Genomic DNA, 13,261 nt, shown 5'->3' on the forward strand with positions numbered 1-13,261 from the left:
GGGAGGAGCACCGATGATCAATTTGCTACCAATATCTGGTTCCTTCCATGCATTGATCGCCGTGCGGTCACTTGTAATCTGTTTTGCGATTACACTACTATCAGGCTGCTCGTTTCGAGGCACCCCCCCCTTATACCAACCCAGCGCAGATATTATTAATCGTATTGACCTGACCGCTATAGACTTAGCCAATCTGCAAGCAGCAACGTCAGAACAGGAGCGCAACCGCCTACAAAACAAAGCTATCGCTGTTATCAATCTTAATTTCAATCAATTTGAACGAGACTTGGTAGCTGATCGTGCCGATACCTCCGCCGCAGTTGCCGGAACGACTCTGGCATCCAGCATCGCAGGCGTATTAGTCGGTAGTGCCTCTGCGAAAGAAAACTTTGCCCTACTCAATGCAGGTGTCATAGGCGCGTTTGGAATCGTCGACAAAAACTATTTTTACGATAAAACCGTGCCAGCGCTTGTCTCTGCAATGGGGGCCGCGCGCGCCTCAGTATTACTACATATAAAGACGAGTCAACGCGACACCGTTGAAATCTACGACGGCACAGCGGCTATGGACGACATCAACGCCTACTTCACTGCTGGAACCGTGTTTGGCGCAATTTCCGTAATTACGACCAAAGCCGAGAACGATAAACAGACTGCGTTGGATAAAGTACGTGCACTTGAAGTACCAACGAACGACGAAATTACACGTCGCAAGGCCATTCGAGACTCGATATGGACGATAGATGATCAAGCTATGGGTAAAGCAAATATCGCTTTATCTGCGCTCGGCCTCTCTACGCAGAAGACCGCAGAGGATACCCGTGCCTCTCTGCTAGATATACTGAGAAATGGAACTCCTGAACGTATAAACAGTCTGGAAAAAGCGCTAAAAGGTTCGGGCCTTCTAAAGTAGGAGAAAAAATTATGGCTAATTATCATGTAGAACTCTCCGGACAATTTACACTGGATCAACAGTCGATAGCTATCGAAGGGGAGGAAGCGCTCGGATCAAAGTTCGTAGGCAGCCAAATTTGGACGAATGCCATAAACATAATCTCCAATCTGGTTGAATTCGAAGAGCTTAATACTGCCCCCATCCCCTCTCTCGGCATACCAATATTATCCAAAGCTCTACCCGATGGAGTGACACCGACTTGGGTTGGTCCAATGATTGTTCAAGGCTCAGTAGCTAAGGTGTACTTACTGCGCTCTTAGCGATCAGGTAGAACCGGATTTTCCGCGTTAATCGCGCCCGTTTCGTTAGTTGGCGGTAGCTTTCTGCAAAGGAGCTACCGCACTATCGAGATAGCTGGGTAATCAATTCACGTAAATTACAACTGCCTTTGAGCGATAAGGACAAGCTATGTATGAATCGCCCTTGATTCTGTAGCACAACTGACAGGCCGCTTTGGGTCCAGAGTGTGTAAAAACTGGTTCAAACATCGTCGACACTAGCGCCGACGATGTTTGGCTGGCTAACTACACCTAAAGCGCTCTTCGTAGCTCCAGCCCGCTTTTAATGCCACCAGTAACGCTTCTCAGCTCGTCCATCGGGCAAAACAGAAGGCTTTTCAGGCCGCCAGCGCTTTCATCAGATTCTGCGTACCGAGGATTTTCATCACTCGCTTCAAGTTGTAAGCGAGCACATTCAAGCTCATTTCGGTGCTCACCCCGGCAAGTCGTCGGGTCAAAAAGTGTGTCGCACCCATCCATTGTTTAAGCGTCCCGAAGGGATGCTCGACGGTCCGTTTGCGGATGCTCATCATCTGGGGCGTATTGTCCAGGCGGACCTGCATTTCCTCCAGCACCGCTTCATGTTCCCAGCGACGAACCTTTCGCTCTCTGGCCGGTGTGCATTGCGCCTTTATCGAGCATGACCGGCAGTTGGAGCTCCAGTAACTGCTCAGCGTCTTGCCTTTATCGACGTAAGAGTTTCGCCAGATCAGCACTTCCTTGGCGGGGCAGACGTACACATCTTTGTCCGCGTCGTAAACAAACTCGTCATTGTTGAAGCGGCCATCGAATTTGGCGCGCGAGCTCAGCGTCTTCGGTACATAAGCGCTAATCCCTGCCTCGTGGCAGGCAAGGATCTCCCCGCTTTTGTAATACCCCCGGTCAGCCACCACCGACAACGATTCGAGTTTCATCGCCTCACGGGCCTGCTGGGCCATCGARCTGAGCTGATCACGGTCRTGACCCTCATTGGTCACCTCGTGCGCGACGATCAGATGATGCTTGGTATCGACCGCCGTCTGTACGTTGTAACCCACGATYCCTTTGCCGCTTGTCATCATGGAGCGCGCGTCCGGGTCGGTCAGTGAGACCTGTTTGTCCGGCGACTCCTCAAGCTGTATTTCAATCGCCTGAAGYGCCTTCATCTGCTCCTTCAGTTTGRCGATTTTCTCTTCCAGGCCGCCTTTGGGCCCTGAAGACTTGGTCTCTTCSCGATCAGCTGCATCCAGCGCCTTCAGATAATGGGTAATGCTCGACTCGATTTCTTCCATCCGGCGTTTCAGCTTGGCGCTGGTGAAGTTGCGGTCGCGGTGGTTCACGGCCTTAAATTTGCTGCCATCTATGGCGACGAAATTTTCCGTGAAGAGCCCCAATTGCTGACACAGCACAACAAACTGTCGGCAAACGCCTCGAATGGCCTTGCTGTTGTCTTTACGGAAGTTGGCGATGGTCTTGAAGTCCGGCATCAGTCGACCGGTAAGCCACATCAGCTCGACGTTGCGCTGCGCCTCGCGTTCAAGGCGTCGGCTCGACTGGATGCGGTTTAGATAGCCATAGATGTAGATCTTCAGCATGACTGTCGGATGGTAGGCAGGTCGGCCAGTTTCAGCAGGGATAGCACTTTCAAAACCCAAGGTGATCAGGTCAAGTTCATCAACGAAGACATCGACAACACGCACCGGATTAGTCTCGCTGACGTAATCGTCCAGGCTCTCGGGGAGCAGGGTCCTTTGACCTCGGTGTTCACCTTGAATGAAGCGTTTCATGGGCAACCCTTGCGATGAAATCCTGGGAAATCATAGCAAGGGTTTGCTTTGGAGTTTTTACACACTCTGGGCCGGGGGCGGCTAACCCGGCATCCATGCCGGGTTGCCCACTRCGCAGAACCTSCRCTCGGCCTCTCGAGGGGGCGTATGGATCAAGAGCTGCAGGCGAGCTAACGCTCGGCCTGATGAGTGGTGAGAAGCAACGGGTGTACGCCGATCTGTTTTTGCTCTTCTGTGGGAGCGAGCTTGCTCGCGATGACGGCAGTCCATCCAACTTCAATGGTGACTGACCCGACGCCATCGCTGGCAAGCCAGCTCCCACAGTTTGATCGGCATGGGCACTATTACCGCGCTAAATGGCGGCATTGCCCAGCCGACCTGATCTCAAGCGCATACGTGCTCCGGCAGAAGCTGGCTTACCAGCGAAGGCATCCATGCACTCGCAATAAACTCAAGTCGAACACTGCATGCTTCCCCCGCTTGAGACATTTCTAATCCGGGTCAATTAGTCCCATTCCGGACGATTCCTACGCGCCCCTCAGAAGCTTCCTATTTCTAAGTCAGTCAGGTTCCTGAAAGCTCTCCTGCGCTTGAGCACGAGCCCAATCCGGGCTTCGTCGAGGTATCGGACTGGCATGGCGACAACCGCCAGGGCCAACCGGTCGATCAACACTCACGTAAAGGGACTGACATGAACGATAGGTTGCACCGTACGGACACACTGGGCTCGTGCAAAGAGGTGATGTGCGGCAAACAGATCAAGCACTGGATCGAATTCCAGTTGCTCGATGAACAGGGCGAGCCACTGGCGAACCTGCCTTATCGCGCGCTGAACGAGGCGACCCGTGTCGACTTCATTGCGCAGTACACGGGCCACACCGATGCCGAGGGGATGATCCGCCTTGACGGCCTGCATCCGCTGGCCATCACCCTGCTGATAGACGCCGAGTCCTTGGCCGAGCAACTGCAAACCCGTCGCCTGCGTGCCGAGCGAGCCGAACCCGCGCGCCCCGGTTTCGCTGATCGCACGCCGCTGTATGGTCCGCAGCGTTCGGGCTTCTCGCCCATCGAACAGCGGGCGGTCGCCGCCGGCCATGGTTATCACTACCTGCGCATCGGCCAGTTGTGCGATCGACTGCCGGCCTTCGATCCACCGTTGGCCGATCCCAGGCAGCCCCCGGCCTACCATTTTCCGGACCCAAAGTTTGGCGGGTTTACCATCGGCGACGATCAACTCGATCGTCGGCATGTGCTGGAAGTCTGCCCGCTGCGCGCCTGGTCACTGACCTTGCATCACCAAGCAGAGTACAGCCTGGTCAATGCTTACAACCTGGCGCTGATGAGTATTTTGGCGTACAGCACGCGGCCCGAGAATGCATTGGGTTCCGTTAAGGAGTTCTTCGAGCGGCAATGTTTGGACTTATCGCGTACCCCCATAATTCTGGACAGTGGTCAGAAATTGCCGTGCGTGGTCACCGATGTTCCCTTCAATGGGCGTTACACCATCGCTGAACCGTTGGACACCACTCAGGCTCGACCGCCAGAGGGGGACACCCAGCTGTTTTATGCCATCAATGCCACCCAGGTGCTGGTGGGTTGGCGGGGTACAGAAGTGGATGGGTTCGCCGATCCAGGTACTGATGCGACTTTCCGCCCGGTAAAACCGCAAGTGCAGGCCTTGTGCGAGCCCAAGGTGCCCTGTGCCGATTTGACTCCAGAGGGCAGTGTGCATTTGGGCTTTCGCGATGCGTTCGAACTGGCCAGAAGAGTTTATGCGAAGGATCTGGGTAAGACGATTCCTGAAGCTATCGAAGGTAAGGGGTTGTTCATTTGCGGCCACAGCCTGGGGGGCGCCCTCGGTCTGGTCCATGCCGCATCGCTGAAAGAGCGAAATCCACTGCTGTACACCTACGGCATGCCACGCACCTTCACCCTCAAGGCCGTAACGTGCCTCAACGAGATCGTACATTTCCGTCATGTCAACGACATCGACCTGATCCCCAGCGTGCCGCCCGAAGCGGCGTTGGATAACTACCTGTACGACCTCTATGGCCCGCTGGGCACTACTCTGGGGTTTGCCTGGTCGATGCTGCAGTTGACCGCCAGCCAGTTGTTCCGCCATGGCGATCCCTTCTGTCACCACGGCGAAATCGCCATGTTTTTCAAGGCCGAACAGCACACCCTTCGGCGAGGCTCGCCGTACCCCGCCTACCGCAACAAGGACGGGCTCGGCGCGCCTTACAACACCACCATCGCCTATCGCCTGTCGGAAAAGGTCAAGTTTTACCTGGTCCCGAGCCTGAGTCCCGACGACGACCAGCAGGCCGAGCAGGCGCAGCAGCGCCTCACCACCTCGTTGACCGCCGAAAGCCGGGCGAGGTTTTTCCCGCCCTTCAGCAATCCCAAGGCAGGCCGGTTCGTGGGTCTCGGCAATCACTTCATGAGTAATTACCAGCCATACATCTACGGCCAGTTACTGGAGTCAATCAACCCTGAGCGCTCGCCGTTGTTGAAGCGGCAACTGGATCGACAGAATTTCGAACAACAGACCAGGGACAACTACGGGAGCCTTGTCGAAGACGAACTGGCACGCAACCGGGTGTTCCTCGATTTGCAAAGTCGTCTCGGCGAAACCTTGCGGGTGACGCAACAGGCCGATGGCGGTGCCGAAGCGTTGCAACGCTTCGATGCCGTGGCCGACCCGAGTGCCTGCTACGAAAGAGCCCACTGTTGAGCCCGGCCCGCGCCGTCAAGGATCTGACCATGATCAAGAAAATGTCCATCGCGATACTCACTCTGTGCATCAGCCTCAATGGTTGCGCCAAGGATCAGAGCCTGGCGCCGCCGCCGGATGGCGAATCGATAACCGTGACGGTGAAAGTGCCGAAGGAGCTGGTAACGGAAAACCTGCAGGTGATGTATCGCTCGACTCTGTGCACCTTTACTGACCACTCCGCCTTTGGCGAAGCCTATCAACGCGATGGCTATCAACGTACCGATCTGCAACTCGTGCGTAAGGGACAAAGCGACCTCTATGTGGCCAAGCTGCCGATCGATGGTGGCGGTGTCTGCCAATGGCGATTGAGCAACGTGACTTTTGGCGTCGCTTATGGCCATCCCACAAACTTTGGCGAAAACGTGACTTACGGGGCAGGCGGTGGTGTGGTGGTGATCTTCGATCACAACAACTCGCCTCGCGGTGGCGCGGACATCAAGGTTGAAGGGGACTTGACGATCAAGAGGGACTATTACCCGTGGTTGAGTGAAGCCTTTCTTGGAGGCTATAGAAAACAGATCAGCTTGGCGGGTGAGGGCCATATCTACTTAAAGTATCAGGCTCTGCAAGTTCGGCAGGTGTATTTCGAACCCGTCCTGCATTCCGACTTTCTGGTCAAGTCGGAGGGTACCAAGGTACATAAAATAGGCAGCTTCATAAAATTCTCTTATCCAGATGGTACGACCGTGGCCGACGGTCGTTTCCAACCAGATTTCCGAAAGTTACAAGCGATCCGCCAGGCAGCGGAGAGCAAACAGTGAGCTTCGTTTTTCCTGCCCTGCGCACCCCCTTCGAACTGGCACGCAACCGGGTATTCCTCGACTTGCAGAGTCGTCTCGGCGAAACCTTGCGGGTGACGCAACAGGCCGATGGCGGTGCCGAAGCGTTGCAACGTTTCGACGCCGTGGCCGACCCGAGCGCCTGCTACGAAAGAACCCACTGTTGAGCCCAGCCCGCGCCGTCAAGGATCCGACCATGATCAAGAAAATGCCCATCGCGATACTCACTCTGTGCGTCAGCCTCAGCGGTTGCGCCAAGGATCGAAGATTGGCGCCACCAGCGGATAGCGAACAGATGACCATCACGGTGAAAGTACCCCAGGAACTCGAAACGGAAACCCTGGAGGTGATGTATCGCTCGGCAGTGTGCAAAAACATCACCCATGGGGCGAGCGGCGAGCGCATCGAGTTGGAGGGTTATCACGGCATTGACGTGCAATTGCAACGTCTGGGGGCGAGTGATCTCTACCAGGCAAAGCTGCCGATCGATGGCGGCGGCGCGTGTCAGTGGCATCTGAGCAATGTGATGTTTGGTGTCGCGTATGGCAATCCCGCCCGCTTTGGCGAGAGCGTGACTTACGGCGCAGGCGGGGGAGTGGTGGTGATGTTTGACCACAATCGACCCTCCAGAAGTTCCGGGTTACCTATCAAAGTAGATGGCGATTTGGCGATCAAGAAGGACTATTACCTTTGGGTTGATGAGGAGTTTTTAGGTCCCTATAAAAAAACTGTCAACTTAACAAGTGATGGCGATATTTACTTGATGTATCAGGCCCTGCAAGCCCGGCAGGTGTATTTCGAACCCATCTTGCACCCTGACTTTGTAGTTTATTCGGCCGGGCCAAAGGTAAAGAAAGAAGGTAACCACACGGTCATCACTTATCCCGATGGCAGTGTCGAACCGGATGGTCGCTGGGGACCTAATTTCCGCAAATTGCAAACTATCCGCCAGGCAACGGAGAGCAAGCAGTGAGCCTCGTTTTTCCTGCCCTGCACACCCCCTTCGAACTGGCACGCAACCGGGTGTTCCTCGATTTGCAAAGTCGTCTCGGCGAAACCTTGCGGGTGACGCAACAGGCCGATGCCGTGGCCGACCCGAGTGCCTGCTACGAAAGAGTCCACTGGTGAGCCCGGCCCGTGCCGACGGAAGCCTGTACCGACCATCTACCGCACCGACATGGCCGACCGCGCCACGTTCAACGAGGTCTACAAACGCTACTTCGCCAAGCCATGGCCAGTGCGTGCTGCGGTGGGCGTGGCGTCCCCGGTGGTGGAAGGCATGCGTGTGGAAGTGACGGCGATAGCGGTCAAGGCCTAAGTCTCCCGGCACACACACAACTCTGTAGGAGCGGGCTTGCCCGCGAAGATGCCCTGCCAGCCAGCCGATCTCTGGCAGACAAACCGGATCAATCTGTGAACTTGGCCACTCTCAATTCGCCACCCGAACCCCACCCAAACTCCCGCTCAATTCATACGCCGCCAATTCCGCCTGATGCGCCGCCAGCAATTCCGGCAACGATCCGCGCAAGTACTCGACCCAGGTCTTGATCTTCGCATCCAGGTACTGGCGCGACGGGTAGATCGCATACAGATTCAGTTCCTGCGAGCGGTATTTGGGCATCATGCGTACCAGCGTGCCGTTGCGCAGGCCTTCTATCGCGGCGTACAGCGGCAGGACGCCAACGCCCATGCCGCTGATGATCGCGGATTTCATCGCGTCGGCGGAGTTCACCAGGAAGGGTGAGCTGTTGATGGTGACCATTTCCTGGCCATCAGGACCGTCGAAGGCCCATTTTTCCAGCGGAATCACCGGGCTGACCAGGCGCAGGCAGGCGTGGTTGAGCAGGTCGCTGGGTTTTTGTGCGCAGCCGTTGGCTTTGACGTAGGCCGGCGAGGCGCAAACGATGCTGTAGGTGATGCCCAGGCGTTGGGAGACGAAACCCGAATCCGGTAGTTCGCTGGCGAGGACGATGGACACGTCGTAGCCTTCGTCGAGCAGGTCCGGCACGCGGTTGGCCATGGTCAGGTCGAAAGTCACGTCCGGGTGGGTCTTGCGGTAGCGGGCGATGGCGTCGATCACGAAGTGCTGGCCGATGCCGGTCATGGTGTGCACTTTCAGTTGCCCGGCCGGGCGTGCGTGGGCGTCGCTGGCCTCGGCTTCGGCTTCTTCGACGTAGGCCAGGATCTGTTCGCAGCGCAACAGGTAGCGCTTGCCGGCTTCGGTCAGGGCGATACGGCGGGTCGTTCGGTTGAGCAGACGGGTTTGCAGGTGGGCTTCCAGGTTGGAGACCGCGCGCGAGACGTTGGCCGTGGTGGTGTCCAGTTGTACGGCGGCGGCGGTGAAGCTGCCAGCCTCGGCCACGTAACTGAAGGCGCGCATGTTTTGCAAAGTGTCCATGGGGTGCTCTCTCGTCGAATGACAAATTGTGACACGAAGTTTCTGTTTATTTACAGGCGACTAAGGATCTACCTACGGATTATCTCGTTAACGGTAACAAAGATTCACAGGAATCCCAGCTTATCGCCCTTCAGGCCGCCCCATAGAATTGCGCTCACCTCTGTAGGAGCTGCCGAAGGCTGCRATCTTTTGATCTTCGCTTCTAAAAGCAACGTCAAAAGATYGCAGCCTTCGGCAGCTCCTACGCACAGAACATCTCCCCACCTCAGGAAATCGCAGCAGTGCCGCGTCGCATCAACAGAGCGCTTCAGCCGCTCAGTGTTTTGGCTTTAACCCTGGCAATCAGCGGCTGCATCGGAACCGGAGGTATTGCCCCGCAGGGCAAGGCGCTGGAGGCCAATTCACTGGCCACCGACGAAGCGATCCAGAGCGCCGCGCAAGATGCGCATTGGCCCACCGCGCAATGGTGGCAAGCCTATGGCGACCCGCAACTGAATCGCTGGATCGACCTCGCCCTGCAAGGCAGCCCGAGCCTGGCCATGGCCGCCGCTCGGGTGCGTCAGGCCAGGTCCATGGCCGGCGTGGCCGAAGCAGCCGAGTCCCTGCAGATCAATGGCGAGTCCACCCTCAAGCGTCACAACTGGCCTACCGACCAGTTCTATGGCCCCGGCGAACTGGCCAACAGCACCACCTGGGACAATAACGCGGCGCTGGGTTTCAGCTATGCCCTCGACCTCTGGGGTCGCGAAAGCAATGCCACCGAGCGCGCCGTGGACATGGCGCACATGAGCGTCGCCGAAGCGCGCCAAGCCCAGCTCGAACTGCAGGACAACATCGTACGGGTCTACATCGAGTTGTCGTTGCATTACGCCCAGCGGGACATCGTCGAAGCGACCTTGAAGCAGCAACAGCAGATTCTCGAGCTGGCGCAAAAACGCCTGAACGGTGGCATCGGCACTCATTTCGAAGTCAGCCAGGCCGAGACGCCGCTGCCGGAAACCCATCGCCAGCTCGATGCCCTCGACGAAGAAATCGCCTTGAGCCGCAACCAACTCGCGGCCCTGGCCGGTAAGGGACCCGGGGAAGGCGCGCAGTTGCAGCGGCCAACGCTGTCGCTGGGGGCACCACTGAAACTGCCGTCTTCGCTGCCGGCGCAATTGCTCGGGCAGCGCCCGGACGTGGTCGCCAGCCGCTGGCAAGTGGCGGCGCAGGCGCGGGGCATCGATGTTGCTCATGCCGGTTTCTACCCGAATGTCGATCTGGTCGGCAGCCTCGGCTACATGGCCACCGGCGGCGGGGCGCTGGAGTTCTTGACCGGCAAGAAACTCAACTACAGCGTGGGTCCGGCGATTTCGCTGCCGATCTTCGACGGCGGGCGTTTGCGCTCGGAACTGGGCGAAGCCTCGGCCGGGTATGACATCGCCGTGGCCAAGTACAACCAGACCCTGGTCAACGCGCTGAAAAACATCTCCGACCAGTTGATCCGCCGCGAGTCCATGGACAAGCAACAGGCTTTCGCCGCCGAGTCGGTGGCCACCGCGCAGAAGACCTACGACATCGCGATGATCGCCTATCAGCGTGGCCTGACCGACTACCTCAACGTGCTCAACGCCCAGACCCTGCTGTTCAAGCAGCAGCAAGTGCAGCAGCAGGTTCAGGCGGCGCGGTTGAGTGCTCATGCAGAGCTGGTGACGGCGTTGGGCGGCGGTCTGGGGGCGGGCAACGATGTGCCGAAAGACAGCCAGACAGCAGCACCGAAAACCCCGAGCCTTTTGCGTTGAACACAAAACCTGTGGGAGCGAGCTTGCTCGCGATGAGGGCGGCACATCCAACATTGATGCCGGCTGATACTCCGCTATCGCGAGCAAGCTCGCTCCCACAGGTTCCGGGTTTCACTGGAATTTATTGAGCAGGATTTGATGACTCCCTTGCCCGCACCCTTGCGCTGGCTGTACTCCCTGGAATGGCGCCGGGGTTTCTTCGACTGGGCACGCAGCGACGGCGTGACCTGGGTCTACATCTTCAAGGTGCTGTTCGCCGCGTTCCTGACGCTGTGGCTGGCCATGCGCCTGGAGCTGCCGCAACCGCGCACGGCGATGATCACCGTGTTCATCGTCATGCAGCCGCAAAGCGGCCAGGTGTTCGCCAAGAGCTTCTATCGTTTCCTCGGCACCTTGGCCGGGTCGGCGGTGATGGTCGCGCTGATCGCCCTGTTTGCGCAGAACACAGAATTGTTCCTCGGTTCGCTGGCGATCTGGGTCGGCATCTGCACGGCCGGCGCCGCCCGCTGCCGCAACTTCCGCGCCTACGGTTTCGTACTCGCAGGATACACCGCCGCGATGGTCGGCTTGCCCGCATTGGCCCATCCGGAGGGTGCGTTCATGGCGGCGGTCTGGCGGGTGCTGGAAATCTCGTTGGGCATTCTCTGTTCGACCCTGATCAGTGCCGCCATCCTGCCGCAATCGGCGAGCGCGGCGATGCGCAATGCCTTGTATCAGCGCTTTGGCGTGTTCGCCCTGTTCGTCACCGACGGCTTGCGCGGTCGCAGTCAGCGCGACGCGTTCGAGGCCGGCAACGTGCGTTTCATCGCCGAAGCGGTGGGCCTGGAAGGCTTGCGCAGCGTCACTGTGTTTGAAGACCCGCACATGCGTCGACGCAATGGCCGGCTCAGTCGCCTGAACAGCGAGTTCATGGGCATCACCACGCGCTTCAACGCCTTGCACCAGTTGCTCGAACGCTTGCGCAACAGCGCGGCGGACCAGGTGGCGGCGGCGATCAAACCGGGTTTGCAGGACCTCGCCGAATTGCTCGACGGCTTCAGCGGTCGTGCCCTGACCAGCGCCGATGCGGCGCGTCTGGTCGCGGTGCTGACCGCATACAAAGAAGGTTTGCCGGCGCGGGTACGCTGTCTGCGGGCGACGTTCCAGCAGCACAATCCGAGCGATGCTGAACAACTGGATTTCCACACCGCGTACGAGCTGCTCTATCGCTTCGTCGACGACCTGCACGGTTATGCGCAGACCCACGCCTCCCTGGCCGATCACAGTCACGAGCGGGAGCGCTGGGACGAGCCGTTCACCCCGCAAACCAACTGGATGGCCGCGGCGGCATCGGGGATTCGCGCAGCGTTCATCCTGGTGGTTTTGGGCAGCTACTGGGTGGCAACCGCCTGGCCGAGCGGCGCGACCATGACCCTGATCGCTGCTGCAACCGTGGGCTTGTCCGCCGCCACCCCGAACCCGAAACGCATGGCCTTTCAGATGGCGTGCGGGACATTGCTCGGGGCGCTGATCGGCTTCGTCGAGATGTTTTTCATTTTCCCGTGGATCGACGGATTTCCATTGTTGTGCGTGATGCTCGCACCGGTGATCGTATTCGGCTCGTTCCTGACCTCGCGGCCGCAATACGTCGGTGTCGGCCTGGGCTTGCTGATCTTCTTCAGCACAGGTTCAGTGCCGGACAACCTCACGGTCTACAACCCCTACACCTTCATCAACGACTACATCGCCATGGTGCTGGGCATGCTGGTGTGCGCAGCGGCCGGGGCGATCATTCTGCCGCCCAACAGCCGCTGGTTGTGGCGTCGGCTGGAGCAGGACCTGCGCGGTCAGGTGGTGTACGCCATCAGCGGCAAGCTCAAGGGGCTGGCGTCGAGTTTCGAAAGCCGCACCCGCGATCTGGTGCATCAGGCCTACGGCTTCGCGGCGGGGCAACCGCAAGTGCAGCGCGAATTGCTGCGCTGGATGTTCGTGGTGCTGGAAGTCGGTCACGCGATCATCGAATTGCGCAAGGAACAGGCGATTCTGCCGGTGCATCCGGCCTATGCCGAATCCCAGCCATGGCGCCAGGCGATCCGGGTGATGGGGCGTGCACTGGTGCGGCTGTTCCTGCAACCGAACAGCAGCAACCTCGAACGCGCTCTGGTCGCAGTCGATCACGCCATCAGCCGTGTGCAGTCCACCGACGAACCCTTCGCCCCACACTTCGATACCTCGGCGTTGCGCCGGGTGAAGAGCTACCTGCACTTCATCCGCACCTCGCTGCTCGACCCGCAATCACCGCTTGCCACCTTCGCCAGCAACCAGCCACAAGGACTTGCACATGCCTCGTGAATTCGCCTTCCACGGCGTGTACATGCCGACCATGACCCTGATGTTTTTCATCGCGGCGGCGCTTGCCTGGGCGCTCGACCGGTTCCTGTCCGGGTTCGATCTGTACCGCTTCTTCTGGCACCCGGCGTTGCTGCGCCTGAGCCTGTTTACCTGTCTGTTCGGCGCGTTGGCGCTGACTGTCTACCGTTGACTCTCTA

The 13,261-nt window shown here is 58.3% G+C and carries 11 protein-coding genes and 1 pseudogene; 10 read left to right on the top strand and 2 right to left on the bottom strand.

Annotated elements, in window-relative coordinates; genetic code table 11:
• A partial coding sequence (locus AC1DVH_RS07105; protein ID WP_477753186.1) for a hypothetical protein occupies nucleotides 1-913 on the top strand: 913 nt, incomplete at its 5' end.
• A 658-nt stretch (nucleotides 914-1,571) separates the two neighbouring features.
• Here AC1DVH_RS07105 and AC1DVH_RS07110 read toward each other — a convergent pair.
• Nucleotides 1,572-2,999 carry an IS1182 family transposase gene (locus AC1DVH_RS07110; RefSeq protein ID WP_477753187.1) on the bottom strand — a complete coding sequence of 476 codons (1,428 nt, stop codon included), beginning with the start codon at nucleotides 2,997-2,999 and terminating at the stop codon, nucleotides 1,572-1,574.
• A 691-nt stretch (nucleotides 3,000-3,690) separates the two neighbouring features.
• Between AC1DVH_RS07110 and AC1DVH_RS07115 the strand changes: the two genes are divergently transcribed.
• The 6 genes and pseudogenes from AC1DVH_RS07115 to AC1DVH_RS07140 form a co-directional block, all read left to right on the top strand.
• Nucleotides 3,691-5,733, top strand: a complete 2,043-nt coding sequence (locus tag AC1DVH_RS07115; RefSeq protein WP_477753188.1) for a lipase family protein — start codon at nucleotides 3,691-3,693, stop codon at nucleotides 5,731-5,733.
• A gap of 29 nt (nucleotides 5,734-5,762) precedes the next feature.
• Nucleotides 5,763-6,536, top strand: coding sequence for a hypothetical protein (locus AC1DVH_RS07120; RefSeq protein ID WP_477753189.1), 774 nt, complete (start codon nucleotides 5,763-5,765; stop codon nucleotides 6,534-6,536).
• On the top strand, nucleotides 6,533-6,721 hold the full coding sequence (locus AC1DVH_RS07125; RefSeq protein WP_477753190.1) for a hypothetical protein: 189 nt from the start codon (nucleotides 6,533-6,535) through the stop codon (nucleotides 6,719-6,721). The genes AC1DVH_RS07120 and AC1DVH_RS07125 overlap by 4 nt, the downstream gene beginning before the upstream one ends.
• Nucleotides 6,722-6,750: 29 nt before the next feature.
• Nucleotides 6,751-7,527: a hypothetical protein gene (locus tag AC1DVH_RS07130; protein ID WP_477753191.1), complete on the top strand. Its 777-nt coding sequence runs from the start codon at nucleotides 6,751-6,753 to the stop codon at nucleotides 7,525-7,527.
• On the top strand, nucleotides 7,524-7,682 hold the full coding sequence (locus AC1DVH_RS07135; protein WP_477753192.1) for a hypothetical protein: 159 nt from the start codon (nucleotides 7,524-7,526) through the stop codon (nucleotides 7,680-7,682). Before AC1DVH_RS07130 ends, AC1DVH_RS07135 begins: the two co-directional genes overlap by 4 nt.
• A 31-nt stretch (nucleotides 7,683-7,713) precedes the next feature.
• Nucleotides 7,714-7,872 (top strand): annotated as a pseudogene (locus AC1DVH_RS07140) (Rid family hydrolase); the annotation flags it as partial.
• Between the two features lie 111 nt (nucleotides 7,873-7,983).
• Here AC1DVH_RS07140 and AC1DVH_RS07145 read toward each other — a convergent pair.
• The gene (locus tag AC1DVH_RS07145; RefSeq protein WP_477753193.1) at nucleotides 7,984-8,952 is read right to left on the bottom strand and encodes a LysR family transcriptional regulator; all 969 of its coding nucleotides are present in this window, start codon (nucleotides 8,950-8,952) and stop codon (nucleotides 7,984-7,986) included.
• 281 nt (nucleotides 8,953-9,233) lie between these two features.
• Between AC1DVH_RS07145 and AC1DVH_RS07150 the strand changes: the two genes are divergently transcribed.
• The 3 genes from AC1DVH_RS07150 to AC1DVH_RS07160 all read left to right on the top strand — a co-directional run bounded on the left by AC1DVH_RS07150 (nucleotide 9,234) and on the right by AC1DVH_RS07160 (nucleotide 13,254).
• Nucleotides 9,234-10,733 carry an efflux transporter outer membrane subunit gene (locus AC1DVH_RS07150; RefSeq protein WP_477753194.1) on the top strand — a complete coding sequence of 500 codons (1,500 nt, stop codon included), beginning with the start codon at nucleotides 9,234-9,236 and terminating at the stop codon, nucleotides 10,731-10,733.
• Between the two features lie 138 nt (nucleotides 10,734-10,871).
• Nucleotides 10,872-13,064 (top strand): FUSC family protein, encoded by a 2,193-nt coding sequence (locus AC1DVH_RS07155; RefSeq protein ID WP_477753195.1) that lies wholly within the window; start codon nucleotides 10,872-10,874, stop codon nucleotides 13,062-13,064.
• Complete coding sequence (locus AC1DVH_RS07160) at nucleotides 13,054-13,254, top strand: DUF1656 domain-containing protein (protein WP_477753196.1); 201 nt, start codon at nucleotides 13,054-13,056, stop codon at nucleotides 13,252-13,254. Before AC1DVH_RS07155 ends, AC1DVH_RS07160 begins: the two co-directional genes overlap by 11 nt.
• Nucleotides 13,255-13,261 lie beyond the last annotated feature (7 nt).

The organism is Pseudomonas sp. P4_C3 (assembly GCF_056402075.1).